This window comes from Streptosporangium saharense, assembly GCF_014203715.1.
Classification (GTDB): Bacteria; Actinomycetota; Actinomycetes; order Streptosporangiales; family Streptosporangiaceae; genus Streptosporangium; species Streptosporangium saharense.
Map to the genome: position 1 here is coordinate 20,527 of NZ_JACHJP010000017.1, position 23,646 is coordinate 44,172.

The window sequence follows — 23,646 nt, forward strand, 5'->3', positions numbered from 1 at the left end:
CCTGTTTTATGAAGAGCCGCGCTGACCTTGAATGAGGGCGTCAGGGACTTTACCTTCGATTTTTTGCAGGTACGGCCTCACCACTCACAAAGAGGAGTTCGGTCTTGATCAAACGCGCGATGCAGCTGGGTTCGCTGGTGGCGGCAGGGTTCATGATGACCGCCACCCTGGCCGTCCCCGCCCAGGCGGCCCAGGTCGCCCACGGTGGCACCTCGTACACGGCGGAAATGGTACGGCGTATCGTAGAAGGGCCGTTCTACGTCAAAGATTATTGCGAGTACGCTGTCCTGAATTATTGGCAGCCGTACAACGGGCAGTGCCTTCTCGACTCCGAATGGCCCGGCAGCTCCCGCTGGTGGATCTGGGCCGACCAGTGAGCCTCGCCAGGTGAGTGTGCCGTTTCCGCAGGAAACGACGCTGCCGTCCGCGTCCGTTACCTGCGGAAACAGGTAAACCTTTCGATCAGGCGCCCAGCTTCAGGGTCGTGACGATTCTCCATCGGTACCGACCCTCGTCCCGGTTCAGATCGATCAGCGACACCCGGTCAAAGGTGACGGGAATGCTCTTGCGATAACCGTCCAGTGCCTGCCGGATGGGACCCAACGGTTCGCCGTCGATGTTGGCGTAGGCGAGGCTGACGCGCGGACAGAACCCCTGCTCGGCCTCGGGCACCCGGTCCGCTCCCCACACCCGGCCGATGCCCGCCCTGATGGCCGCCCGCGCCCGGACGAGCTCCGCCGCGGGATCGGCCGGAAGGTGAACGCCCCCGGCATCGACCGTCAGCGGCCCCAGCCGCGTGGTGATCGGGCCGAGCCCGGCCAACTGCCCGGCCACCTCGTCGCCGATGGCCGTCAGGTCCTCCTGGCTCACCTCGTCGGCGAAACCGACCCCCTGGGTGGTCAGGTGCAACCACTGGGAGGGAATGGGATCCAGCGCCCTCACCGCGCGCAGCGCGGGCCGTATCCAATGGGCGAACACGTGCAGGGCCGGTTGGTTCTCCACCGGAAAGTGCCACATGTAGAACCCCCGCCCGGGCCGCCACCCCGGCCGCCGCCAGTGATCACAAGTCTCGCCGCCCACACCCCACCCCTCGCCGTACGGCCTGCTACCACCATGTCCTACCCGCCATACCGAGATGGAGCAGGGTGGTTCAGACGGGTTCGGCGCCGTGAGCTGCGGCGATGGCGTCGATGTGACGGGCCAGGTCGAAGTCCTTCTTCCCAGAGAGGTTTCCATACGTGGTCAAGGGCAGTGGGCGGGGTCGTGGAGGGCTGCCAGGAAGCGTGTGGTGTCTCGCAGATCCGGCAGCACGCAGGACGCCCCCGCCTCACGGAGTTCCTCGACCCCGCTGCGGCCGGTCGCCACGGCGATGACCGGCACACCGTTTTGCATGGCGGCTTCCACGTCGGCGGGAGTGTCACCGACGACCACCGCCTCATGTGGTTCCAGTGGCCCGCCGTACAGGGCGGCGGCGCGTTTCACCGCGATGCGCACCAGCTCGGCCCGCGCGTCGTCGTCCTCACCGAACGCCCCCGCCTCCCAGGCGATGGCACGATCAAGCCCGAACGTGTGCAGCTTGAACCGCGCGACCTCACGGACGTTGCCGGTCACCACCGTCTGCATGACGCCACCCATGTCGGCCACGGCCTGCAACGCCGCAGCCGCCCCCGCCAGAGCATGACCCCGCTGCCGCACCTCACCCCGCCGCAGCAGATGAGCCTCGGCCAAAGCAGCCGCGAACCGCTCGAAATCGTCTCTGTCTGTTGTCAGGCCGTGTAGCCGGGCTGTCTCCCGGAAGATCACCGCCTCCGTGATGCCGTCGATCTTCGCCTGCTGTCGCATGACCACCCCGGTCACCCGCTCGAACGCCTGCGCCGACAACTCACGCCCAACGCCCCCCATGTCCACAAGCGTATGGTCGACGTCCCACAACACCACCCGAACCACCGCCACCCCCCTTGATGTACGGCACGCTTCTATCGCAGGATCACCTGAAGGCCAGGCGTTGGAAAGAGACACCCCAGGCGAGGTTCCCAGCAGTCAAACCGCCAGACCAAAACCGGAGGCCTCCCGGCTGCCTCATCTTCGGATCGACTCCCTGACCGGACTACCAGACGGGATAGCGACCCTCAACGCCGAGGAGTGAAGGTGGTTCAGGCGGGTTCGGCGCCGTGAGCTGCGGCGATGGCGTCGATGTGGTGGGCCAGGTCGAAGTCCTTGGCGGTGAGGCGGTGCCCGGCGTCGTGGGTGGTGATGACGAAGCGGATCCGCTGCCAGGTGATGTGCATGTCAGGGTGATGCCCGATCTCACGGGCCTTGGCCGCGACGTACATCGCCAGGTGCACACACTCGTGGTAGGTGTGCCGGAAGGTCCGCTCGATCGCCTGACCGTGCCGCTCCCAGCTGGGCAGGTCGGCCAGTTGTTCGGTGATCTCCTCGTCGGACAACGGGTGGGGAGTCATCATCGTCTCCTTGGCGAGGGGCGTTGTAGGCCGCAGACATGATTCGCACGGTGGTGTTGCTGTGCCCCTCCAGGGCGATGAGCGACCCGTCGCCACGTTCAACTTGGAGAACGGCGGCGTGTTGCGAACCCTTCAGGGTGATGAGTGATTTCACCGTGCCTGGGCGGGTGGGGTTGTGCCCGGGGTGTGGCAGGTGAGGATGCCGCCGTGGCAGGTGATGGTGAAGGCGCCTTGGGTCTCGATGGCGGTGGTTGCCAGGTCGGTGGCGTGGTGGATGGTCTGGTGGAAGGGGACGTCGCTGAGGTGGGCCCAGGCTTCGTAGGAGGCCAGGTGGGCGGTGATTGGTGCGGGGTCGGTGAGGGTGATGGTGCCGGGCAGGTGCCGTACGCGGATGCCGGTGAAGGCTTCGGCGAGGTAGCCGGGGGCTTTTTCCAGGGAGAAGCGGGAGCTGAGGGAGACGCGGGTGGGACCTTCGAGCAGGCCAAGGATGTGGCCTGCGGCGGTGCTCCAGAGCTGGTCGAGTTCGTGTTTGTCGGTGTCGCCGTTGGTGGAGGCGATGAGCAGGCCGCCGGGGCGTAGGACGCGGGCGAGTTCGGTGATCGTGGCGGGGATGTCACTGACGTGGTAGAGCATGTGCAGCGCCAGGACGGCATCGACGCTGTGGTCGGCCAAGGGCAGGGTTTGGGCGTCGGCCACGAGGACCGGTGGTGGGAGGTGGGTAAGGATGCCCGCTGACAGGTCCAGGCCCACGAGGTGCAGGTCTGGCCGGTGGGTGCGCAGGTGGTTGAGGAATGTGCCGTTGCCGCAGCCGACGTCCACGACGGTGCCGGTGACGGCGGCCAACTCTTCGGCGACGATGGCGGGCAGGTCGTAGCGGGGCTGCTGCCAGCGGTAGATCGACTGCCGGGCGGCGAGGTGGCGCTCATCGGCGTAGGCGTGCTCGGCGAGGATGGCCTTGTCAGCAACGGCGGCGTCCTGCTGCGTGGTGTTGCTCGTCACGTGGGCTCCTGCGGAGGATTCGTAAGTGCGGGACGAGAACGAGTTTCCCTGCTGAGGTTCTTGTCTGCTTCGGCGATGAGGTTGAGCAGGTCGGTGAGGATCGCTGGGGTGGTGGCGATGGTGGCCTGGGCGTTGACGGTGTGTGGGGTGCCGTCCAGGTCGACGACCACGGCTCCGGCCTCGCGGGCGATGAGTACGCCTGCGGCGGTGTCCCATGGTTTGTTGCTCAGCATGATCGCCGCGTCGATGCGGCCTTGGGCTACCCAGGCCAGATCGACGGCGGCTGAGCCGAACATCCGGACCCGCTGCACCCGGGCGGCCAACTCGCCGGTGACGGCCAGGCGCAGCCGGTTCCTTGTGTCGGCAGCCTGGCCTACGGCGTAGTCGCCGATGCCCACGATTGCCTCGGCCAGGTCAGTGGCTTGGCCGCAGTGGATGGGTCGGCCGTCGAGGTGTGCTCCGTGGCCGTGGGCGGCGCTGTAGCGGGAGCTGAGAAAGGGCAGGTCGATCACCCCGAGGACAGAGGTGTCGCCGTCGATCAGTCCGAGGGACACCCCGCACAGGGGGATGCCGTGCAGGAAGTTGGCGGTGCCGTCCACCGGATCGAGTGCCCACACCGGCCCTGCTCCTCTGGCGGGGCCGCCTTCTTCCTCTCCGAGGAAGGCGATCTCGGGGGTTTCCCGGGTGAGGAAGTCCCGCACGGCGTGTTCCACTGCGTAGTCGACCTCGGTGGCCATGTCACGGTCGCCCTTGGCGGTGACGACGCCGGGCAGGCGGGTTGTGAGGATGTCGGCGGCGATGGTTACGGCCTGCTCGGCGATCGGCAGGAGCGTACGGACGTCAGGGGTCATACCGGCAGGCTCCGCTCCCATATCGAGGTGAACACCCGATCGAAGGCTGTCCGTCTCACCTTATTGGTTAAAGGGATGATTCGGATGATCATGTGTGGTCACCGCCTGCTTCTGACAGAACTAATGGCGAACTCTTCACACAGGAACCACCTCACGCCATAGCCTGAAATTGCGATACCGCGAGGAAGGTGCAGTGCCTTGAGCGACGCCAGCACGACAGTCGGACAACGGCTGCAAGCCAACCGCCTCAACCGTGGCTATACCCAGGCTGAACTCGCGCGTCGCGCGGGTGTCAGCGTGGACCTGATCTCGATGCTGGAACGCGATGTGCGTGAGTCCATGTCGTGGGCGTCGATGGTGAAGCTGGCACGAGCCCTTGACATCGACCCAGGAGTAATCGCTGGGAAATCCTCGCGCCTGGATCGTGTTCCAGGGGCCTCCGCGCTGGCGGTACGGGATGCGGTCATCAACCCTGATCTGCTTGAACTCCATCCTGATCACGATGGTGAACCGACGTCCTTGGCGGAACTCTGGCGACTGATCGAAAGGGCGTACGGTGCGTACTTTGGTGGCGAGTTCGGAGTGCTTGCCGCTGAATTGCCGGGACTGATCAATGAATGTCGCCTGCTGGAATCCGCAGATCCGGCGGCGGCTGCTCCGTTGTCCCATGCCTGGCAGCTCGCCGGGTCGGTCCTGGTGCACACCGGTCGCGACGACGCGGCGGCCATCGCCGCCGAACGTGCCATCCAGGCGGCGCGTAAGGGAAATGACGAATGGCGTCTGGCGACCCAGTACGGGGTCTACTGCTGGGTGATGCTGCACCAAGGGCGGGCGGATGAGTCGGAACGCCTCGCCATGCGGGCCGCCGATGCCATAGAGCCGTCGATGTCGAGGGCGGCGTCGGAGCAGATCGCCGTCTGGGGAGGGCTCGTGCTCCAAGCCGCTGTCGCGCGCGGGAGCACAGGTGATGTGGACGGTGCGGAGAACTACCTCAGGATGGCGGCTGCGGCGGCCGCCCGGCTGGGGACCGACCGGCATGACTACTGGACGTCGTTCGGACCCACTCATGTCGCGATCCAGACCACCCACATCATGACCTCCGCGCATCGACCCGACCGGGCGCTGAAAGCGTCTCGGGCTGTGAACCCGCAGGGGTTGTTCAAGGTCCAGTACGGGCGTCATCTGCTGGACGTGAGCCGAGCGCTTCTGGAGCGGCGCCGTACCGACGAGGCCGAAGAGACCGCCACGCGAGCGCTGGATCTGTCTGCTGAATGGTTCCGTCATCAGAGTGTCGCGGAAAGCCTTGTGCATGATCTTGTTGGGCGCAAAACTCGTCTTAATGCCAGATTGCGCACTTTGCTCCAGGGGGTCGAGCGCAACTGACCTGCGGTTCGTACACCATGTACGACACCTTTTTCTCTCGCCTTCAAACCCTACGTTGCGTCCCTGGGAAGAAATGCAGGAGAGCCCTAGTCTCAGGGCATGAGCTTCCGCGACAACAGCTCGCTGCACTATTGGGGCGAGGAGGACGAAGAGGAGCTGGCCATGCTCCGCGAGCGGTTTCCTGATTGGCGAATCTGGCGCGGTCAGGACGAGAAGCGCGAAACGCCCGGTTGGTATGCAGTGCGATCCTCTCAGCCTGAAGAGAATCCTTTCCGGGCGCTCGAAGCCGACACGGCTCATGCACTCACCCAGCTCTTGGAGCAGGAAGACCTCGCGTCACCGTAACGAACATCGCGGCACCGTATCCCGCGTTCGAGTCGGCAAATACGCCATCAGCTTCGCTGAGAAAACCGTTCTTGAACGGGGTTCGCCACCCCGAGTTTCTGCGTGAGTTCAACCGTTTGGGGCGATCCCGAAGCTCCGGTTTCATGTCGAATCCATCGCTGACCATTCCGTACGGCGTGCCCCAACACCTTCTTCCATCCAAAAATCGAACCCGACCGGCAATTCGCTGCCGGAAGGAGTCCTTGATCGAACCGTGGAGGCCCGTCCCGTGCACGATCGCAAGTCCGAGACAACCGCCCCGGCGATTCCGGGCTGGCGGCTGATCGTCAGTGACACCGGGCGGTACTGGGCCATCCGCAACCGTGCCTTTCCTCGGGTGGCGTTGCGGGCCGGGGTGGAACCGGCGGTGGACGCTGACACCTTCGAGGAGGTTCGGGCCGCTGTTGCCGTGCAGGAGGAGAAGGCCCGTGACGCGGTGGCCGCCGTTGAGGGAGGGGCCTCGTGATCGGGCGTTCCCGGCCCGGTGGGCGCCACCGTGACGGGCTGCCCGTGGCGACGGTGTATCGCAGGGTGTGGGACGGCCCGGCTCGGGCTGAAGCTGAGGTGCTCGACCAGGCGTGCTCCGGGTGGGCGGTGCTCTACAGCCTGAGTGAGCGTCGGTTCTTCGCGTTCTGCGCCTGGCCCAGCCCGCAGCCGGTGATCGTCATTGACGACACCGCCGAAGGTCTGGAGCAGCGGATGCGGGAGGCCGAAACGCTCCTGATCCTGCACATGCCGCTCTCCGAATCGTTGGGGAGGGCAGCGTGAGGAGTTGCGAGGCCGTACAGCAGGCTCATCCGGGTTGGTTGGTGTTCCACAGCTCGGTGACCGGGCTGTGGAGCGCCTATCGCAGCAGGCCGGAGCCCAGGAGCGTGCTGCTGATCCGGGCCGACTCGGTTGAGGAGTTGGACCGCAAGCTGGCCGCTCAGGTTTCCCCGTTGGTGCCGCCGAGCATTCGGGCCGTGGCCGCTGCCCGTGCACTTCAGGCCCGGACCGCTCATGGTCTCCAGGCTGCCGCCACCGCCCGGACCGTTCGAGCTGGTCAGCGGCCTGTCGGACTGCGCAGGTTACTGCGCTCCTAAAAGCCGGTACGGCGGGCAGAGGGACATCATCCCGCTCCCTGCTCGCCGTACCTCATGAACGTGCGGCTCAGTCTGGAGGGGTCTGAGCCGCACACCCTCGCAAGGCGGCTCCCACACACGTCGGGACATGGCAGGGCGTGTTGGGGAAGGGGGAGCCGTCTGGCGCACCGGTCTTCCACAGCGCGTGGAAGACCGGTCCTCCTCCAGGGTGCCCGGCCCGTGCTCCCCGGCTCGGGGCCGGGCACCCGCCCCATCCAGTTCCGCGACAGGGACCACCCATGACCGACTACGAGCAACGGCTGCTCGACGTGCTCGTCAGCACCCATCCGGGCTGGCGCTACGAACAGCATGACCTGCCCGGCCTGCCCCGCTGGTGGGCCATCCGCTACGAACCCCTGCGCCCCGACCAGCGCAGAGCCGGAGCCCGGGACGCGCTGGGCCGTACCACCCTGCGCCGGTTGGTCAGCGCCCTGGCCAGGCACGACGAGATCCTCCACAACCTCCGCTACTGAAGGCCACGCATGCCGTACAAGACGAAGAAGCCCCCCGCGGTCAGCCCCGACGGAACCTTCGCCACAGGAGAAACCACCGACCGGCTCCTCACCCCCGGCGAAGTCGCCCACATCTTCGGAGTGGACCCCAAGACCGTCAACCGGTGGTCCCTCACCGGGAAGATCCCCTCGATCAGGACGCCGAGTGGCCAACGTCGCTACCGTGAAACCGACATCAACGCCCTCATCAACGCCTCTTCAGAAGGGGGGCAAAAGGCACGATGACGAGCACGCGGGCCGTACGCCAGACAAGCGTCACACTGCCCGGCCTCGACGACGCGGACCTAGACGAGGTCGATTCGCTGGAAGGCGAGCATGGTCGGTTGCGCGACTTCCGGTATGCCAACGCCGGCCTGCGCGAGCTGTCTCTGTCAGGGGCCCAGCTCATGGACGGGCGTGTCTCCACCCTCACCACCCAGCGCGCCCGCCTGGACGATCTGAGCCTGCACTCGGTGGAGTTCTCCGGCTGTGACCTGTCCGGCCTCCGCTGGGCGGACAGCAAGCTCTCGCGGGTCACGTTCACCGACTGCAAGCTGCTCGGCTCCGCGTGGGAGAACGTCGCACTCGACGATGTGGTCTTCGAGCGGTGCAAGCTGGACTACGCGGCCTTCACCCGGCTCCGCTCCATAGGTTCGGTGATCTTCACGGGCTGCTCGTTGCGGGAGGCGCGCTTCAGCGGATCCGACCTGAGCGACGCGGCGTTCGACGAGTGCGACCTGCGTCTGACCGAGTTCGACGGCGGCGTTTACCATGCCTGCGACCTGCGCGGAAACGATCTGTCCGGCCTTCGCGGAGTGGGCGCGCTCAGGAAGGTCATCGTTGATCGGCCGCAGCTCCAAGACCTCGCCGAGGCGTTCGCCGCCGAACTGGAGATCACCGTCGGTTAGACCTCCGGCACCTGGAGTCCCGGCCAGGGAAACGAGAAAACCCGTCCTGTTCTGTCTTGTCGCGCCGCACCGCGAGATAAGGCAGAAGCAGGACGGGTCGTTCGCAGGACCCTGTTCCCCGGCCCACCGGGGAAGTGGGCCGGGGACTCACCTCACCGGCCCACGGGGTGGGTCAGGGGCCTTCGGGGTTGACCACGTCGGCGTCGACCCAGAAGGGGGCCAGCAGTTCGCGCAGGCGCTCGGCGCCTACCCGCTCCACCAGTTCGATCGCGTTGACGTTGTCGACGAGCTGCTGCATCTTGGTCGCCCCGAACAGCACGGTGCTGACCGAGGGGTGGGTGAGGGTGAACGCGACGCAGAGCTGGGCGGGGGTGACCTCCAGCTCGGCCGCGACCGCCGCGATGCCGTCGGCGGCCTCGACGATCCTCTCGCGGACGCCGCCGGGGTCACGGCCGATCTCGCGTCCGGGCTTCTTGTTGCCCGCGAGGATGCCACCTTCGAGGATGTCCGACGCCTGCATGGTGATGCCCTCGGCGAAGACCTGGGCGAACGGGGCGCCGTCCGGGATCGACCTGCGGCAGGGGCTGTACTTCAGCTGCGCGATCTGCGGTCCGGGAGAACCCGCCTTGATGGCGTGGTCCCGGATCGTCTTGATCGCGGTCGCCGACCAGTTGTTCACACCCCAGCAGCCGATGATCCCGTCGACCTCCAGCTCCGCGAGGTCGACCGCGAGCTGGTTCAGGTCGAGGTCGTCGCGGCGGATGTCGCCGAGGATCACCAGGTCGGCGTGGTCGGTCCCGACCCTGAACAGGGCCCTTTCGAGCTGCTCACGCAGTGACATCTGCGGGTACGGCTCCAGCCACAGCTTGGACGAGAGCAGGTACTCGTCCCTGGAGATGCCCGCCGCCCTCACGATGGCGGAGAACAGCACGTCGGTGAAGACCGGCGGGTGGCCGGGGAAACCGTACACGCCGACGTCGAACAGGTTGATGCCCAGGTCCACGGCGTGACGGACCATGGCCACCGCGTCCTCGAAGGCCATGCGGTCGTAGGTGTGCCAGGACCCCAGCGACAGGACGGAGACGTCGGGACCGTGGGTCCCGACCCTGCGGAGGGGAACCACCTTCTTGGGCGTGGACATCGGACTCCTCGATGAATATGTGAATGGCTGCGTTAGGGAAGCCACGGGTGAACGACGGCCTTGACCTGCTCAAGGCGCGACATGGACTCCAGCGCGGCCGAGGCCCCGCCGAGTCCGACGGGCTCGCTGAACAGCTCGTCCCAGGGGAAACGCGACTGGGTCGAGCGCAGGAACTCGATCGAGTTGTAGTAGTCGCCGACGTCGCCGTTGAGCGACCCCAGCACGTTCAGCTCCTTGCCCATGATCGTCCCGAGGGAGATCGGATCGGGGCGGGGGCCGGTGGTGCCGACGATGACGAACGTGCCGCCCCAGGCGGCGGCGTCCACGGCCTCGGCGCCGACACCGGGGGCTCCGGCGACGTCGATCACCAGGTGGGCGCCCCTGCCGTCGGTCGCCTCCATGATGGCGGCGCGGCGGCTGTCGGCGTCGCCGTCCAGGCCGATGGTGACGTCGGCGCCGAAGCGCTTGGCCAGCTCAAGCCGGGAGTCCGGGCCCCCGACGGTGATGACCTTGCTCGCGCCGGAGGCACTCGCGACCGCGGTGGCGACGATACCCAGCGCGCCCGCCCCCTGGACGAGGACGTTCGAGCCGAGCTTGGCGCCGCCCGCGCGGTCGAAGGCGTGCAGGACGGTCTTGACGGCGCAGCCGGCGCTGGCCGCCCAGGTGTCCTTGACGTCCTCGGGGAGGATGTACTTCTGGGCGGTCGGCGTGACGTAGTCGTACTCGGCGAGTCCGGCGGTCGAGTGCGGCCAGCGGTCAGAGCGCTGCAGGAACCCGTAGCCCCGGTTGGTGCAGGCCACGGGGTTGCGGATCACCGTACAGCCGTAGCAGTAGCCGCAGGTGGACTCCGACCAGCCGATCCTGGCGCCGACCTCGACGGGACGGCCGAGGGCGTCGACGGTGCCCGGCCCGACGGCCACGACCGTTCCGATCATCTCGTGGCCGAGCACCATCGGGAGCATGCCCGGGAAGGACATGCCTCCGCTCCAGATGTGCACGTCCGTCGCGCACAGCGTGGCGCAGTCGACCTTGACGATCGCGCCACCCGGCTCGCACTCGGCGGGGAGCGGCAGCTCCTCGATGACCAGAGGTTCCCCGTGGGCGCGCAGTACGGCGGCCCGCGTGGACGTAGGGACTGTCATGCGATGATCTCCCGAATTCGCTATCTGCTGTGGGCGGTGTCCCAGACCTCGTTACGGCTGCGCCACCACAGCAGCACCAGGATCACGAGGAAGGGGACGACGCCCCGGTACTTCTGGATCTCGTCGAGCGACGCGGCGAAGCCCTCCAGCAGGCCCATGAGCACACCACCCAGGAGTGTCAGGGGCAGGCTCCTGAAGGAACCGACCATCGCCACGGCCAGGGCCGTGGTGACGAGCCCGCTCAGCGTGGAGAAGTCCCCGCCGAGCCGGGGCGCCACCAGCAGGATCACCAGCGTGCTGACGCCACCGATGGCGGCCCAGACGGCGATGGCGAGCCTCGGGGCCGGGATGCCCACCACCTGGGCGGTGCTCGGACGCTCCGACAGGGCCTGCAGCCGCAGGCCGACGGAGGTCCGAGCCAGCATCAGGCCGACCCCGAAGGTGATGAGCGCCGCGAACGCGAGCGAGACCAGCACCGACTGGGGTACCACGACGTCGCCCAGGGTGAAGGCGGGTGAGTCGAACACGGTCGGGAACCTCCTGGCCCCCGTCGACGTGCTGCCGAACAGGCGCAGACCGATCGCCCCGATGGCCACGAAGAGGGCCACGGTGACGGCGGCCTTGGTGCGCTCGTCGTGCTCACCGAACCAGCGGACGAGCCCGGAGCCGATCAGGGCCGACAGCAGCGAGCCCGCCACGACGCCGATGACCAGCGCGATGGGCCAGGGAAGTCCCAGGTCCATCAGAGACACCATGATGAAGGCACCCATCGTGCCCACACCCGCCATGGCGAAGTTGACCACGGCGACGAGCCGGTAGGTCAGCACGACGCACAGGCCGAGCAGGGCGTAGACGCCACCGCTGGTCAGGCCCGCGACCAAGGAATTCAACATCGGACACCCACCTCCTGGGGCTCCTGAAAGATCAGTTCTTGCCGGGGACGATGAAGCCCTCGGGAAGGACCTTCCACTTGCCGGCCTCGACCTTCACGAAGCGGCTGCCCTCGATCGGGCTGTGGGCCTCACCGGGACCGAAGATCCACGGGGTACCGACCATCGGGTAGTCGATCGGCTTCATGTTCTTGAAGGCCTCGGTGACGGACTCGCGGGTGATGTCACCCTTGATCGTCTTGAGGACCTGGACGAACAGGTCGGCCGCCATGACGGCACCCTGGCTGAACGCGGTCTTCTGGATCTTGTTCTCGTCGATGATCTTCGCCCAGCGCTCGTTGCCGGGGAGGCTCTCGTCGGTGTACGGCTGCCACTCGGTGCCCGCGTAGACGTTGAGGCCGTCCGGGATGGCCTGCGCGTTGGCGTCGGTGTAGCTGTTGGCGGCGACGATGAAGTCGACGTCCTGCATGCCCTGGGTCTTGGCCTGGGCGAACCACGGGCCGACGGTGGCGTTGTACAGGATGGCCTGGCAGCCGGCGGCCTTGGCCTTGACGAGGTACGGCGTGGGGTCGCCCTGGCCGACCGAGGTGTCCTTGACGGCGAGCTGCTTGCCGGTGATGTCGGTCCACTCCTTGATGGCGGCGTCGATGCCGCCACCGCTGCCCGGCAGCACGGTGTAGTACATGCACACCTTGTCGCGCTTGAGCGTCTCGGAGGCGTAGTAGAGCATCGCCGTGATCAGCTTGAACGGGCCGGGGTTGACCGGCGCGATGTTCGGGCTGGTGAAGCAGGCGGGGTCGACGCCGACGGCGGGCATCGAGATGATCCCGGCGTTGCTGTAGGTGGCGCGGTTCAGACCGCAGTCCACGGCGCTGGAGGAGCCGACGAGGGCCACGACGTTCTCCGACTCCAGCAGCTCAAGGGCCGCCTCGGTGGAACGCTGCGGGTTCATCGCGTCGTCCTTGCTGACGAGCTCGATCTGACGGCCGTTGACGCCGCCCTGCTTGTTGACCTCGTCGAAGACGGCCTTGACGGCCTGGGGAACCTCAGGCGTCTGGAACAGGCCGGTGACTCCGTTGATGGAGCCGACCTTGATCGGGCCTGCCGTACCGGAGTCGCTGCTGGAACAGGCCGCGCTGGCCATGGCCAGGGCCGCGACCACCGCGACGCTGGTGAGGGAACGCTTCATCACTGCACTACTTCCTTGGGGCTGGGGGAAGAGGGGGGGTGGGGGTAGGGGTTGACGGACGGTTATACGAGGGGCACGTCGGCAGTACCGAGGTAGGCGGCCATGACCGCCGGGTCGTCGAGCACTTCCTGCGTGGTTCCGGACGCGATGACGTGTCCGAAGTCGAGAACGGTCACCTGCGCGCACGCGGCGCGGACCAGCTCCATGTCGTGTTCGACGAGGAGGATGGAGACACCGAATCGGGAGGGCACCTCGGCGAGCCTGCGGCCCAGCTTGAGCGACTCCGCGGCCGACTGACCGGCGGCGGGCTCGTCGAGCAGCGCGACCTTGGGCCTTGCCGCGATGGCGGCGGCCACGTCGAGCAGACGGCGGCTGCCGACGTCCACGATGGACACCGGGACCTCGCCGGGCGGGCAGCCGAAGAAGTCGAGCAGCTCGTCGGCCTCCTGCTTCGACAGCTTCCTGTTGGCGCCGATCGACAGGTACTCGTACTGGGTCAGCTCGGGCGCGATCACCGTCGTCTGGAACGTACGGCGCATGCCGCTGCTGGCGCGGGCACTGGGGCTGAGCTTGTCCAGGGACCTGCCCTCAAGCTCGACCGTGCCCTCGTAGGAGTGGAGGAACCCGCTGACCGCGGCGATGAAGGTGGACTTGCCGGCGCCGTTGGGGCCGATCAGTCCGACGACGCCACCGCTGGGGACGGTGAGGTCGATGTTGTCGAGAGCCACGACCTCGCCGTACTTGACGGTCAGGCCGCGCACGTCGAGGGCGGGCTGGTCGCCCGCGGGGGCGGGCGGCGGGACGAGAGGGGTCGTCTCGGACGCCGGGACCTCGGCCTCCCTGGGCTTGTCCGGCAGGCTCTCCAGCATCTTGCGGGCCGCGGCCTCGCGCTTGCGGGCCCGGGTGAAGTCGGTCTGGCTGACGCCGCTGCGCAGGGCGAAGATCGCCGAGAGGCCGAACAGGATGCCGCCCAGGTCCTGGGGCAGCCTGAGCTTCTCCAGGATCGTCGCCATCACGGCGCCGAAGATGCCGCCCATGAGGGCGCCCTCGGGGTTGTGCGGGCCGATGAGGATCGCCACCGCGAAGAGCGCGAGCGACTGTCCCATCGCGAAGTTGCTGGAGACCACGAGGCCGAGCTGACCCGCCATCAGGCCGCCGCCGATACCGGCGATGAAGGCGCTGAGGGCGAACGCGGCGAGCTTGCTGCGCGCGACCGAGATGCCGTGCGCGGCGGCGGCCCGCTCCGAGTAGCGGATCTCCAGCCAGGACATGCCGAGCCGGGTCCGGTTGAACCACGCGAGCCCGAGGCTGAGCAGCATGAAGACGATCACAACCAGGATGAAGTATCCACCGTTGGTGTGGAACAGCCCGGGGCGCTGCAGCGTCTTCAGCTCGGTGGTGCCGGGGAACTGGTTGGCATTGAGCACGATGTCCGCGGCGACGGCGAAGCCGAAGGTGACGACCGCGAGGTTGACGCCACGGATGCGCAGGGCCGGGAGGCCGATGGCGACGCCGACCGGGACGGCCGCGAGACCGCCGATGACCAGCCAGACGATGAAACCGCCGGGCGCGTCGGACAGGTTCAGGCGGAGCACGACCCAGGCGCCGATGGCCGCGAAGGACATCTGACACAGGGACATGACCCCGGCCCTGCCGACGATCACACCGTAGCTCTGCATGATCACCGAGCTGACGACCGCGGTGATCGCGAGGTAGACCCAGTACGGCGGAAGCACGTTGGGCACGATCACGCAGGCGGCCGCGGCGACGGCCAGGGCGATCCCCCATGAACGCTTGTCGATCATGTTCATTGGTTCTCGCCCCCAGCTTCGACGACGGCGTCCGTGGGCATGGCGCCGAAATAGAACTCGTGCAGGCGCTCGGAGTCGCCTCTGATCTCGTCACAGGGGCCGTCGAAGACGACGCGGCCCTTGCGAAGCACGTAGGCGTTGGCCCCGATCTCCAGCGCCAGGTTCGCGAACTGCTCGATGAGCAGTACGGCGATGCCCAGGCCGACCAGGTCCTTGACCGCGTGCATGAGGCGACGGACGACCACGGGCGCGAGGCCGAGGGACATCTCGTCAATGAGTATGATCTTGGGGTCGGAGATCAGCGCGCGTCCCAGGACGAGCATCTGCTGTTCACCGCCGGACAGGTGACCGGCCTGGAGGCTGCGGCGCTTCTTGAGCTCGGGGAAGAGCTCGTAGACCTTCTCCGCGTCGCCCTTGCCGGAACGGGAGACGAGCAGGTTCTGCTCGACGGTCAGCGTCCTGAAGACCGTACGGGCCTGCTCGACGTATCCCAGACCGGCCTGGGAGCGCTTGTAGACGGGGAACTTCTCGATCGGCGCGCCGTCGAGCTGGATCGTTCCTGAGGTCACGGGGGCCAGCCCCGCGATACCGTCCATCAGCGTCGTCTTCCCGGCGCCGTTGGCGCCAAGGACGACGGTGACGGTTCCGGGTGCGACGGTCAGGGAGACGTCGTGGACGATCGGGGTGTCACCCCGGTTGATACTGACGTCCTTAAGGGAGAGGACTTCGCCGCTCATTGGGCGCCTTTCACATAGGCGGATCGCAGTGCCTCGACGACACGGGCACGGACACCGCTGACCTCGGCCAGCTCAAGGGCGAGCAGGCCGAAGAAGCCGTGGATCATGCCGTCGAACACGGCCAGCTCAACCTGGTTGCCTGCGGCCTTGAGCGCCTCGGCGTACTCGACGCCCTCGTCGCGGAGGACGTCGTACTCGGCCTCGACGACCAGCGCGGGCGCCAGGCCCGACAGGTCCTTCGAGCGGAGCGGCAGGAGATAGGGGTCGTCGAGATCACTGGCGTTACGGGGGTACTGGGTGAAGAACCAGTCCATGCCTTCCTTCGAGAGGAAGTAGCCCTCGGAGCAGTCCCGGTAGGAGGCGCGCCCGTCGTCGGGGTGGCCCAGAACCGGGGAGACGAGCACCTGCAGGGACAGCCGGGGACCGTTCAGGTCGCGGGCCTTGAGCGCGACCACGGCGGCCAGGTTTCCGCCCGCGCTCTCGCCGCCGACGGCGAGGCGCGAGGCGTCTACCGAGAGCGCCGCGGCGTTCTCGTGGACCCACAGGAACGCGGCGTAGGCGTCGTCCGCCGCGGCCGGGAAGGGGTTCTCCGGCGCGAGCCGGTAGTCCACGGAGACGACGACCGCGCCCGCCCCGGCGCAGACCGCCCGGCAGGAGACCTCGTTCTCGTCGAGGGAGCCGATGGTCCAACCGCCGCCGTGAAACCAGATGAACGCGGGGAAGGGCCCTTCGCCCTCGGGGGTGTAGACACGAACCGGAACGTCTCCGGCAGGACCGGGGAACACGGTGTCGACCACGTTGCCGACCGGCTGAAGGTCGTCCGGCATGGTCCAGGCAAGACGGAATCCCTCGCGCATCGCCGCCGCGTCAAGCTGGGGGGCCTCGCCCTGGTCCTGAACGCCGGTGCGGTCGATTATTCGCTGCGCCTCGGGATGCAGGGGCATGGGGTTACCTCCGGGGGCGGCCCGAGTGCCTTCCCAAAGGTTCAGGCACTCGCAAATCGTATCCGATTCCATGTACGTTATGCGGGTCCAAATGACGTGTCTAGTGTGATGGTGAAATGTTGCCTAACGATTCGAGGTACGACGCCGCCTCGGCGGATGTGGTCATGACCGGCGGTAAGGTGCACACCGTCGATGCCGCCGACACTTTGGCGGAGTCGATCGCGATCACCGGTGGCCGCATCACCCGCGTGGGTACAGAAGATGAAATTTCATCTTTGATCGGCCCCGACACCCGCGTCATCCCGCTGCGGGGAAGATCGGTCCTTCCGGGGATCAACGACTCGCATCTCCACGGCGTCTGGCTTGGCCAGATGTGGCCGGCGCTCCTGATGGACCAGATGGCGGCCGGGCACCACGGAGGAGAGCCCCCGTCCCGGCTGGAGACCGCCCAGGACCGGCGCGGCGCGATTCTGCGCACCGCTGAACTGCTCGCGTCACTCGGGGTCACGAGCTACACCGAACCGGGCCTCGGCCCAGGGGAGGACAACGGGGCCAGCGGCTGCTTCGGCTCCGCGGCCCTGCGCGACTACGCCGATCTCGCGGCCGAGGGCAGGCTCACCGCCCGGGTGACCGCTCTCATGCTGTTCGGGGAACTGGACGGCGCCAGCTCGCTGTCCGGGGTGCTCGACGGACTGCGCGACTTCACCCCGCCCGCCGACGTGCCCGGCTGGTTCCGCGTCGCGGGCGTGAAGATCTTCGGTGACGGCATCCCGCCGATGCGCAACGCCTGGATGGACGAGCCCTACCTCGACGGCTCGTACGGCGGGCTGCTGGTCGAGGGGGCTTCCGAGGCCGAGCGCGAGGCCGTACTCATCGCCATGATCGACGCGGCACACGCTGCGGGACACCAGGTCGCGGTGCACGCGACCGGGAGCAGAACCACCAGGACGGTGACGGACGCCTTCGCCGCGGCGGCCTCCAGGGACGGCCGCGACGCGAGGCACTACATCATCCATGGCGACGTGATCTCCTCCCGGACCCTGGCCACGATGGCGGCCGCAGGCATCGGACTGAACACCCAGGTGGGAATACCCGTGGCGACTGAGCATATGGTGCTTGGTGCACTGGGCGAGGACATCCTTCCCCAGACGTGGCCGACCCGTGACGCACTGGACATCGGGGTGAGGCTCTGCCTCAGCTCGGACGCCCCGGTGCTCACCCCCGACTGGCGCGTCGGGATCGCCGCCGCGGTCACCCGGCGTGGTCTCGACGGGGCCGTGCACGGGGACGCCCAGCGGCTCGCGGTCGCCGAGGCGCTGCGGGCCTACACCATCACTCCCGCCTGGCAGGACGGGGCGGAGTCGTGGAAGGGTTCGCTTGAGGCGGGTAAGGTCGCGGACCTGTGCGTCCTCGACGCCGACCTGTTCGAGGTCGAGCCCGAGGCCCTGCCTCAGGTTCCGGTGAGCCTGACCATGGTGGACGGCCGCGTCGTCCACGAGATCTGACCGGAGGACACCACGTTCGACAGCACGGTAACGCCACGAGGGACCGGCCCGCGATCACGCGAACCGGTCCCTCGTCATGTCGTCCCTGTATACGGCCCCGCCCGGAACCCGGTTACGGCTCCTGTCCCGCTTTCCGGCCTGGCTTTCGACGCGTTTTCGGGCGCTGCCAGGCCGTACGGCACGGGCACGGGGTGGGGCGGGTCAGCCCTTGGCCGGGGCGTCGGTGCCCCAGGAGGCGTCGGGGGCCACGACTCCCCTGTCGATCCACAGCGCCTCGACCGCGGGGCGCAGCTCGTCGCCGTGCCGTTCGAGCAGTTCGAGGGCGCCCAGGTTCTCGTCGAGCTGGGCCTTGCTGCTGGCGCCGAAGAGCACGTTCGCCGCGGCGGGGTGGGTCAGGGTGAAGGCGATGGCGAGCTGGGCCGGGGTGGCGCCGAAGCTCTCGGCGACCCGCTGGACCTCGGGGTAGGACTCCCGGATGCGGTCGCGGATGCCGCCCGGGTCGGCGCCGATCTTGCGCTGCGGGTTCAGCTTGCCCGCCAGGATGCCGCCCTCGAAGACGTCCGAGGCCTGCAGCCCGAGACCACCCTCAGTGAACAGCCTGCCGTACGGCGCGCCGTCCGGCACCGAGCGGCGGGCGAGGCTGTACTTGAGCTGCGCGAAGGACGGCGGCTCCATGCCCTCGGCGATGGCGAAGTCACGCGCGAACCACAGGTCGTCGGCCGACCAGTTGTTCACGCCCCAGGTCTGGAAGCGCCCGGCCCGCACCAGTTCGGCCACGTCGGTGACCACGGCGCGGATGTCGAGGTCGCCGAAGAAGTCGCCGACCACGACGGAGTCGGCCCTGTCGGTCCCGATCCGGGACAGGGAGGTGTCGATCTGCTCGGCGAAGGAGGACTTGGGGTACTCCCACAGCCACAGCTTGCCGCACAGGAGATAGTCGTCCCTGGCCACCCCTGCCTCGACGACGGCCTCGCCGAAGATGATGTCGGTCACCGCGTTCTCCGCGTGCGGACCGAAGTTGTAGTGGGCGACGTCGAAGAGGTTGACGCCGCGGTCGACGGCGTAGCGGATCAGGGCTACCGCGTCTTCTCTCTCCATGCGGTCCCAGGTGTTCCACGAACCGAGACCGAAGACCGGAACCAGGGGGCCACGCTCACCGAGCCGACGCCGGGGGACCTGACCTGAGTACTCCACCGAGAACCTCCGATGTCGATGTGCGACCCCTGGTCGCTGCCTGGTGAATCGTATAGTATTCCCAATATTGTTTGGAATCAAAGGAGCGCATCGCATGTCGTCTCTCCCCGACAGCCCCTCGAAGATCGTTGACGTGGCCATCGGCTACATGGCCGCCAAGCAGCTCTTCGCCGCCAGTGAGGCGGGAGTGTTCGCGGCGCTGGCCGAGGGCCCCGCGACGGCCGCCGAAATCGCAGAGCGCGCCGGGATCCCCGCGAACGTCGCCAGGATCCTCGCCGACGCGATGTCGAGCATCGACCTCCTGACCCGCACCAACGGGGTCTACGCCAACACCCCCGCCACCGCGCGGTATCTCGCGGGCTCCGCCGGGGACCTCGACCTGCGTAAGTTCCTCGCGTTCCTCGACGCCGTCAGCTACGGCCACTGGCTCGGCTTCATCAACACCGTCCGCACCGGCAAGCCCGGCACCCTGGACATGTCCGGCGACCGCATGGACCTCTTCATGGGCGGCGTCATGACCTACAACGCGCTGCACGCCAAGATGCTCGCCGACAACTTCGACTTCTCGCCCTACACCAAGGTCCTCGACTACGGCGGCCTCTCGGTCTCCTTCCTCGTCGAGGCCCTGTCCGCCAACTCCTCGCTGAACGGCACCTTCTTCTCCGGTGGCCCGCTCGTCGAGGCCGCCCGCGGCGTGCTGGCCGAGGCCGGTCTGAACGACCGCGTCGAGATCGTCGAGGGCGACCCGCTGGAGGGCGACATCCCCACCGGCTTCGACCTGGTCTTCCTTGAGCACGTCGCGCACCGCTACGACGACGAGCAGAACAGGGTCATCGTCAAGCGCGCCCGCGAGGCCGCCGTACCCGGCGCCAAGCTCCTGCTGCTCGACTTCTTCCTCGACAACGACGACAAGCAGCGCAGCATCGACGCCCTGCACGCCGGTGAGTACCTCACCATCGACGGCACCATCGTCTACCCCGAGGACCAGGTCCACGGCTGGCTCACCGAGGCCGGTTGGACCCCCGTCGAGACCCTCTCGCTGCCCGGCAGCCCCCGCGTCATCGTCGCGGAAGCCCGATGAGCAGCGCCGAAGGTCGCGTCGTCCTCGTCACCGGTGCCGCCAGCGGCATCGGCAGGGCCGTCGCGGAGGCGTTCGCCTCCGCCGGTGACCGTGTCGTGGTCGCCGACGTCAACCGCGCAGGGGCCGACGAGGTCGCCGCCGAGATCGGTGGTCTCGCCGTCACCCTCGACGTCACCAACCCGGAGAGCGTCAGCGCGGCCGTCGACGAGGTCGCCGAGAAGCTCGGCCCCATCGAGGTTCTCGTCAACAACGCCGGTCTCGTCGCCGGTGGTGGCCTGCTCGTCGACCTCCCCTTCGAGGTCTTCGACACGGTCGTCTCGGTCAACTTCCGCGGCACCTTCACCGTCACCAAGACGGTCGCCGCGCAGATGATCAAGACGGGCAAGGGCGGCTGCATCGTCAACATCAGCTCCATCGGCGCCCGCCAGCCGACCCCCGGCATGGGTCACTACGAGGCCACCAAGGCCGCCGTGGACGCCCTGACCCGGACCGGCGCCGTCGAGCTCGCCAGCCACGGCATCCGCGTCAACGGCGTGGCCCCCGGTCCCGTGCACACCCCAATGACCGCCGGTCTGATGGAGAACCCGCAGGCCAGGGAGGCGTGGGAGTCGCGTATCCCGCTCCGCAAGATCGCGACCACCGAGGACATCACGCCGCTGGTGCTGTTCCTGGCCTCCGCGAACGCCGGTCACATCACCGGCACCGTGGTCCAGGTGGACGGCGGCCAGCTCCTGGTGTGACCCAGAACGACACAGCCCGGCGCACCGTGGGGGGGCGCCGGGTTGTGTTTGTTTTGCGCCCTGCTTGCTTTGCGGCGCCTTCGGCGTCGCGGGGTTCGGGCGCCTGAGGCCAACGCTTTCCCTCGTCGTTCGTCCGCTTCGCTCCCTCTCTCCTCAGTCCAAGCGTCGGCGCGCCCGAACGAAACTCTTCACGCACGGCACCGGTACCCCAAACCCTTCACGCTTGGGCGTTTTACCTTTTGGTGGCTGACCAGGCGGCTTCGATCATGGGGAAGATTTCGGTCAGGGTGGCTTCTGGGTCGGGGGATTCGCGGGCGAGGGAGTAGGCGTCTATGACGAATCTCGCGATCGTTCGGCAGGCGGTTGGGGTCTGGGGCAGGGCGGGGTCGGCGGCTAGGGCCGTGGCCAGGGAGTCCGCGTAGCGCAGCCTCATCGACTCCTCGTAGCCCCGCAGGGCGGGTGTTTCGTCGATCATGTGCCAGATCGGGGCGGCGTCGTCCGCCGTGCAGTGGCGCACCATGGCCTGGATCTCGCGGCGTAGCGCGGGGATGAGCGGCTCCTGCGGCGCCCGGCCGGTGACCGCCTGCCTGAGGCGTCGCTCGAAGTCCTCTTCCTGGCCGAACACCAGGGCTTCCTTCGAGGCGAAGTGCGAGAAGACCGTGGTGACGGCCACGTCGGCCTCGGCGGCCACGTCCCGGATGCCCACCGCGTCGTATCCACGCTCCAGGAAGAGCCGCAGGGCGGTCTCAGCGATCTTCTGGCGGGTCGCGGCCTTCTTCCGCTCGCGGCGCCCGGTCGGTACGGCCATGCGCTGACGCTACCAGATACAAAACTATAACCGTTTCAAAACACTAACCGTTAGTGCTACGGTCGGCGGCATGAGAAAAGTGAGCTTTGCCGTGTTCGGTGGTCCGGAGGTCCTGCGGCTCGTGGACGCCGAGGAGCCCCACGCCGGTCCCGGTCAGATACGCGTCGCCGTACGGGCGGCCGGGGTGAATCCCGTCGACTGGAGGATCCGCGAGGGCCAGTTCCAGGAGGCCCATCCGGTCGAGTTGCCCTCCGGGGTCGGGCTGGACGCCGCCGGGGTCGTGGACGAGGTCGGCGCGGGCATCGAAGGGGTGGAGGTCGGCGACCACGTGTTCGGCGAGGGATCGAGCACCTACGCCGAGTTCGCCGTGCTGTCGGCCTGGATCCACATGCCCGAGGGGCTGACGTTCGAGGAGGCGGCCGGATACCCCTCCGTGATGGAGACCGCGCTGCGCGTCATCCACGAGGTCGGCGTACGGCCCGGCCAGACGCTGCTGGTCAGCGGCGCGTCGGGGGGCGTCGGCTCTGCGGTGCTGCAGATCGCCCGCGACCGTGGCATCAGGGTGATCGGCACGGCCGGGGCCACGAACCAGGACTATCTACGCGACCTGGGCGCCGTGGCCACGCCGTACGGTGAGGGCTGGGTCGAGCGGGTGCGGCGGCTTGGGCGTGTTGACGCGGCCCTGGACCTGGCGGGGTCGGGGGTGATCCGCGAGCTCGTCGAGCTGACGGGGGACCCTCGGAAGGTGGTCTCCATCGCCGATCTCGGCGCGCCGGAGTTCGGCGTCCGGTTCTCCGGCGTGGCCGGGAGCGTGCCGGAGGCACTCGCCGAGACCGTCGGTCTCATCTCCCGGGGCAGGCTCCACATCCCCGTCGAGAGGTCATACACCCTGGCCGAGGCCGCGAAGGCGCACACCGACAGCCAGGCCGGTCACACACGTGGACGCCGGGTCATCGTCATCTGAGCCACCCCTGCCATACCGAACCCCCCTCCCGGCGGTCCCGGGACACGACTCCGGCACGTCGGACCCTGCGATCACGTTCCGGGGTGCGCCCTTTACTTCCCGACAAGACTCCCTTGCCTTTGCCTATCGAATTTCGATAGATTCTTATCGTTGTTCGATTGGAGGAAGTGATGGGGAAGCTGACCGTTCTGGGGTTGCGGGGTGTGCTCGTGGCGTTGCTCGGCGGGTCGCTGTTCACGCAACTGGTGATGGTTCCGCTGCTGAACGCCGACATGAACGATCTCAGGCCGGACATGGCCTACCTGCGGGTTCCGTTCCTGACGATCGTCGTGCTGGGGATCGTGGCCGCGCAGGTCGTGCTGGTCTGTGTGTGGCGGCTGGTGTCGATGGTCAGGCGCGGGACCGTGTTCTCGCCGACCGCCTTCCGGTACGTGGACGTCGTGATCGGCGCTGTCGTCGCGGCGGCCCTGCTGGTGTTCGCGCTCGCGGTGCTGCTGGCGCCGGGTGAGCCCGTGCCCCCGGGCATGGTCCTGCTGATCTGCGGGGTCGCCGTGGCGGTCCTCGGGGTCGCGCTCGTCGTGCTCGTGCTGCGGATGCTCCTCGCCCAGGCCATCGCGCGCGACGTCGAGGCGACGCGGATGCGGGCCGAGCTCGACGAGGTGATCTGATGCCGATCGTCGTCGACATCGACGTGATGCTGGCCAAGCGGAAGATGTCCGTCGGCGAACTGGCCGAACGCGTCGGCATCACCCCCGCCAACCTGGCCGTCCTCAAGAACGGCCGCGCCAAGGCGGTGCGCTTCACGACGCTCGCCGCGCTCTGCGAGGTGCTGGAGTGCCAGCCCGGCGACCTGCTGCGCTGGGAAAGCGCGGGAAACAGCACGGAGAACGACTGAGACCGA

28 protein-coding genes are annotated in these 23,646 nt (G+C 67.8%); 14 read left to right on the forward strand and 14 right to left on the reverse strand.

Annotated features, from left to right (window positions below; translation table 11 throughout):
- Positions 1-104 precede the first annotated feature (104 nt).
- Positions 105-377: a hypothetical protein gene (locus FHS44_RS38975; RefSeq protein ID WP_184725420.1), complete on the forward strand. Its 273-nt coding sequence runs from the start codon at positions 105-107 to the stop codon at positions 375-377.
- 85 nt (positions 378-462) lie between these two features.
- On the opposite strand, the gene FHS44_RS38980 is transcribed toward FHS44_RS38975, so the two are convergent.
- From FHS44_RS38980 to FHS44_RS39000, 5 genes are all read right to left on the reverse strand, one after another.
- Entirely contained in the window at positions 463-1,017 is a 555-nt protein-coding gene (locus FHS44_RS38980) for a 2'-5' RNA ligase family protein (RefSeq protein ID WP_184725423.1), read from the reverse strand.
- Between the two features lie 225 nt (positions 1,018-1,242).
- A complete protein-coding gene (locus tag FHS44_RS38985) occupies positions 1,243-2,019 on the reverse strand; it encodes an HAD family hydrolase (RefSeq protein ID WP_312864003.1) in 777 nt (258 codons plus the stop codon).
- A gap of 134 nt (positions 2,020-2,153) precedes the next feature.
- Complete coding sequence (locus FHS44_RS38990; RefSeq protein WP_246436714.1) at positions 2,154-2,465, reverse strand: 4a-hydroxytetrahydrobiopterin dehydratase; 312 nt, start codon at positions 2,463-2,465, stop codon at positions 2,154-2,156.
- A gap of 147 nt (positions 2,466-2,612) precedes the next feature.
- Complete coding sequence (locus tag FHS44_RS38995; protein WP_184725427.1) at positions 2,613-3,461, reverse strand: class I SAM-dependent methyltransferase; 849 nt, start codon at positions 3,459-3,461, stop codon at positions 2,613-2,615.
- Positions 3,458-4,312 (reverse strand): inositol monophosphatase family protein, encoded by an 855-nt coding sequence (locus FHS44_RS39000; RefSeq protein ID WP_184725428.1) that lies wholly within the window; start codon positions 4,310-4,312, stop codon positions 3,458-3,460. Before FHS44_RS39000 ends, FHS44_RS38995 begins: the two co-directional genes overlap by 4 nt.
- A gap of 198 nt (positions 4,313-4,510) precedes the next feature.
- On the opposite strand from FHS44_RS39000, the gene FHS44_RS39005 reads away from it, so the two are divergent.
- The 7 genes from FHS44_RS39005 (at position 4,511) to FHS44_RS39035 (ending at position 8,599) form a co-directional block, all read left to right on the forward strand.
- Entirely contained in the window at positions 4,511-5,695 is a 1,185-nt protein-coding gene (locus FHS44_RS39005; protein ID WP_184725430.1) for a helix-turn-helix domain-containing protein, read from the forward strand.
- A gap of 99 nt (positions 5,696-5,794) precedes the next feature.
- Positions 5,795-6,040 carry a hypothetical protein gene (locus FHS44_RS39010; RefSeq protein WP_184725432.1) on the forward strand — a complete coding sequence of 82 codons (246 nt, stop codon included), beginning with the start codon at positions 5,795-5,797 and terminating at the stop codon, positions 6,038-6,040.
- A 268-nt stretch (positions 6,041-6,308) separates the two neighbouring features.
- Entirely contained in the window at positions 6,309-6,545 is a 237-nt protein-coding gene (locus FHS44_RS39015) for a hypothetical protein (RefSeq protein WP_184725434.1), read from the forward strand.
- Entirely contained in the window at positions 6,542-6,847 is a 306-nt protein-coding gene (locus FHS44_RS39020) for a hypothetical protein (protein WP_184725436.1), read from the forward strand. The genes FHS44_RS39015 and FHS44_RS39020 overlap by 4 nt, the downstream gene beginning before the upstream one ends.
- 592 nt (positions 6,848-7,439) lie before the next feature.
- Positions 7,440-7,673 carry a hypothetical protein gene (locus FHS44_RS39025; RefSeq protein ID WP_184725438.1) on the forward strand — a complete coding sequence of 78 codons (234 nt, stop codon included), beginning with the start codon at positions 7,440-7,442 and terminating at the stop codon, positions 7,671-7,673.
- Between the two features lie 9 nt (positions 7,674-7,682).
- Positions 7,683-7,937, forward strand: coding sequence for a BldC family transcriptional regulator (locus FHS44_RS39030; protein ID WP_184725440.1), 255 nt, complete (start codon positions 7,683-7,685; stop codon positions 7,935-7,937).
- Positions 7,934-8,599, forward strand: a complete 666-nt coding sequence (locus tag FHS44_RS39035; RefSeq protein ID WP_184725442.1) for a pentapeptide repeat-containing protein — start codon at positions 7,934-7,936, stop codon at positions 8,597-8,599. The genes FHS44_RS39030 and FHS44_RS39035 overlap by 4 nt, the downstream gene beginning before the upstream one ends.
- A gap of 172 nt (positions 8,600-8,771) precedes the next feature.
- Here FHS44_RS39035 and FHS44_RS39040 read toward each other — a convergent pair whose 3' ends face one another.
- From FHS44_RS39040 to lipP1, 7 genes are all read right to left on the reverse strand, one after another.
- Positions 8,772-9,740: an aldo/keto reductase gene (locus tag FHS44_RS39040; RefSeq protein WP_184725444.1), complete on the reverse strand. Its 969-nt coding sequence runs from the start codon at positions 9,738-9,740 to the stop codon at positions 8,772-8,774.
- Between the two features lie 32 nt (positions 9,741-9,772).
- A complete protein-coding gene (locus tag FHS44_RS39045; protein WP_184725446.1) occupies positions 9,773-10,882 on the reverse strand; it encodes a zinc-binding dehydrogenase in 1,110 nt (369 codons plus the stop codon).
- A 20-nt stretch (positions 10,883-10,902) separates the two neighbouring features.
- Entirely contained in the window at positions 10,903-11,775 is an 873-nt protein-coding gene (locus FHS44_RS39050) for a branched-chain amino acid ABC transporter permease (protein WP_184725448.1), read from the reverse strand.
- Between the two features lie 31 nt (positions 11,776-11,806).
- Positions 11,807-12,961, reverse strand: coding sequence for an ABC transporter substrate-binding protein (locus FHS44_RS39055; protein ID WP_221461832.1), 1,155 nt, complete (start codon positions 12,959-12,961; stop codon positions 11,807-11,809).
- A gap of 62 nt (positions 12,962-13,023) precedes the next feature.
- On the reverse strand, positions 13,024-14,766 hold the full coding sequence (locus tag FHS44_RS39060; protein ID WP_246436715.1) for a branched-chain amino acid ABC transporter ATP-binding protein/permease: 1,743 nt from the start codon (positions 14,764-14,766) through the stop codon (positions 13,024-13,026).
- A gap of 2 nt (positions 14,767-14,768) precedes the next feature.
- The gene (locus tag FHS44_RS39065) at positions 14,769-15,509 is read right to left on the reverse strand and encodes an ABC transporter ATP-binding protein (protein ID WP_184725452.1); all 741 of its coding nucleotides are present in this window, start codon (positions 15,507-15,509) and stop codon (positions 14,769-14,771) included.
- Entirely contained in the window at positions 15,506-16,453 is a 948-nt protein-coding gene (gene lipP1, locus FHS44_RS39070) for a LipP1 family hormone-sensitive lipase (protein WP_184725454.1), read from the reverse strand. The genes FHS44_RS39065 and lipP1 overlap by 4 nt, the downstream gene beginning before the upstream one ends.
- A 164-nt stretch (positions 16,454-16,617) precedes the next feature.
- Here lipP1 and FHS44_RS39075 point away from each other — a divergent pair, with 164 nt between their 5' ends.
- The gene (locus tag FHS44_RS39075) at positions 16,618-17,958 is read left to right on the forward strand and encodes an amidohydrolase (RefSeq protein ID WP_246436716.1); all 1,341 of its coding nucleotides are present in this window, start codon (positions 16,618-16,620) and stop codon (positions 17,956-17,958) included.
- Between the two features lie 201 nt (positions 17,959-18,159).
- Here FHS44_RS39075 and FHS44_RS39080 read toward each other — a convergent pair whose 3' ends face one another.
- Positions 18,160-19,152 (reverse strand): aldo/keto reductase, encoded by a 993-nt coding sequence (locus tag FHS44_RS39080; RefSeq protein WP_184725458.1) that lies wholly within the window; start codon positions 19,150-19,152, stop codon positions 18,160-18,162.
- A gap of 94 nt (positions 19,153-19,246) precedes the next feature.
- On the opposite strand from FHS44_RS39080, the gene FHS44_RS39085 reads away from it, so the two are divergent.
- On the forward strand, positions 19,247-20,233 hold the full coding sequence (locus tag FHS44_RS39085) for a methyltransferase (RefSeq protein WP_184725460.1): 987 nt from the start codon (positions 19,247-19,249) through the stop codon (positions 20,231-20,233).
- Positions 20,230-20,973, forward strand: coding sequence for an SDR family NAD(P)-dependent oxidoreductase (locus FHS44_RS39090; protein WP_184725462.1), 744 nt, complete (start codon positions 20,230-20,232; stop codon positions 20,971-20,973). Before FHS44_RS39085 ends, FHS44_RS39090 begins: the two co-directional genes overlap by 4 nt.
- A 232-nt stretch (positions 20,974-21,205) precedes the next feature.
- Here FHS44_RS39090 and FHS44_RS39095 read toward each other — a convergent pair whose 3' ends face one another.
- Positions 21,206-21,781 carry a TetR/AcrR family transcriptional regulator gene (locus tag FHS44_RS39095; RefSeq protein ID WP_184725464.1) on the reverse strand — a complete coding sequence of 192 codons (576 nt, stop codon included), beginning with the start codon at positions 21,779-21,781 and terminating at the stop codon, positions 21,206-21,208.
- A 70-nt stretch (positions 21,782-21,851) separates the two neighbouring features.
- Here FHS44_RS39095 and FHS44_RS39100 point away from each other — a divergent pair, with 70 nt between their 5' ends.
- The 3 genes from FHS44_RS39100 (at position 21,852) to FHS44_RS39110 (ending at position 23,640) form a co-directional block, all read left to right on the forward strand.
- Positions 21,852-22,745 carry an NADP-dependent oxidoreductase gene (locus tag FHS44_RS39100; protein WP_184725466.1) on the forward strand — a complete coding sequence of 298 codons (894 nt, stop codon included), beginning with the start codon at positions 21,852-21,854 and terminating at the stop codon, positions 22,743-22,745.
- A gap of 170 nt (positions 22,746-22,915) precedes the next feature.
- On the forward strand, positions 22,916-23,413 hold the full coding sequence (locus tag FHS44_RS39105; protein ID WP_184725468.1) for a DUF2975 domain-containing protein: 498 nt from the start codon (positions 22,916-22,918) through the stop codon (positions 23,411-23,413).
- On the forward strand, positions 23,413-23,640 hold the full coding sequence (locus tag FHS44_RS39110; protein WP_184725470.1) for a helix-turn-helix domain-containing protein: 228 nt from the start codon (positions 23,413-23,415) through the stop codon (positions 23,638-23,640). The genes FHS44_RS39105 and FHS44_RS39110 overlap by 1 nt, the downstream gene beginning before the upstream one ends.
- Positions 23,641-23,646 lie beyond the last annotated feature (6 nt).

Bases quoted from the DNA above. Each gene is read 5' to 3' on its own strand.
- FHS44_RS38980 (WP_184725423.1), bottom strand. From the start codon at position 1,017: ATGTGGCACTTTCCGGTGGAGAACCAACCGGCCCTGCACGTGTTCGCC.
- FHS44_RS38990 (WP_246436714.1), bottom strand. From the start codon at position 2,465: ATGATGACTCCCCACCCGTTGTCCGACGAGGAGATCACCGAACAACTG.
- FHS44_RS39000 (WP_184725428.1), bottom strand. From the start codon at position 4,312: ATGACCCCTGACGTCCGTACGCTCCTGCCGATCGCCGAGCAGGCCGTA.
- FHS44_RS39010 (WP_184725432.1), top strand. From the start codon at position 5,795: ATGAGCTTCCGCGACAACAGCTCGCTGCACTATTGGGGCGAGGAGGAC.
- FHS44_RS39025 (WP_184725438.1), top strand. From the start codon at position 7,440: ATGACCGACTACGAGCAACGGCTGCTCGACGTGCTCGTCAGCACCCAT.
- FHS44_RS39030 (WP_184725440.1), top strand. From the start codon at position 7,683: ATGCCGTACAAGACGAAGAAGCCCCCCGCGGTCAGCCCCGACGGAACC.
- FHS44_RS39035 (WP_184725442.1), top strand. From the start codon at position 7,934: ATGACGAGCACGCGGGCCGTACGCCAGACAAGCGTCACACTGCCCGGC.
- FHS44_RS39040 (WP_184725444.1), bottom strand. From the start codon at position 9,740: ATGTCCACGCCCAAGAAGGTGGTTCCCCTCCGCAGGGTCGGGACCCAC.
- FHS44_RS39045 (WP_184725446.1), bottom strand. From the start codon at position 10,882: ATGACAGTCCCTACGTCCACGCGGGCCGCCGTACTGCGCGCCCACGGG.
- FHS44_RS39050 (WP_184725448.1), bottom strand. From the start codon at position 11,775: ATGTTGAATTCCTTGGTCGCGGGCCTGACCAGCGGTGGCGTCTACGCC.
- FHS44_RS39055 (WP_221461832.1), bottom strand. From the start codon at position 12,961: ATGAAGCGTTCCCTCACCAGCGTCGCGGTGGTCGCGGCCCTGGCCATG.
- FHS44_RS39060 (WP_246436715.1), bottom strand. From the start codon at position 14,766: ATGATCGACAAGCGTTCATGGGGGATCGCCCTGGCCGTCGCCGCGGCC.
- FHS44_RS39065 (WP_184725452.1), bottom strand. From the start codon at position 15,509: ATGAGCGGCGAAGTCCTCTCCCTTAAGGACGTCAGTATCAACCGGGGT.
- lipP1 (WP_184725454.1), bottom strand. From the start codon at position 16,453: ATGCCCCTGCATCCCGAGGCGCAGCGAATAATCGACCGCACCGGCGTT.
- FHS44_RS39075 (WP_246436716.1), top strand. From the start codon at position 16,618: ATGACCGGCGGTAAGGTGCACACCGTCGATGCCGCCGACACTTTGGCG.
- FHS44_RS39085 (WP_184725460.1), top strand. From the start codon at position 19,247: ATGTCGTCTCTCCCCGACAGCCCCTCGAAGATCGTTGACGTGGCCATC.
- FHS44_RS39090 (WP_184725462.1), top strand. From the start codon at position 20,230: ATGAGCAGCGCCGAAGGTCGCGTCGTCCTCGTCACCGGTGCCGCCAGC.
- FHS44_RS39095 (WP_184725464.1), bottom strand. From the start codon at position 21,781: ATGGCCGTACCGACCGGGCGCCGCGAGCGGAAGAAGGCCGCGACCCGC.
- FHS44_RS39100 (WP_184725466.1), top strand. From the start codon at position 21,852: ATGAGAAAAGTGAGCTTTGCCGTGTTCGGTGGTCCGGAGGTCCTGCGG.
- FHS44_RS39105 (WP_184725468.1), top strand. From the start codon at position 22,916: ATGGGGAAGCTGACCGTTCTGGGGTTGCGGGGTGTGCTCGTGGCGTTG.
- FHS44_RS39110 (WP_184725470.1), top strand. From the start codon at position 23,413: ATGCCGATCGTCGTCGACATCGACGTGATGCTGGCCAAGCGGAAGATG.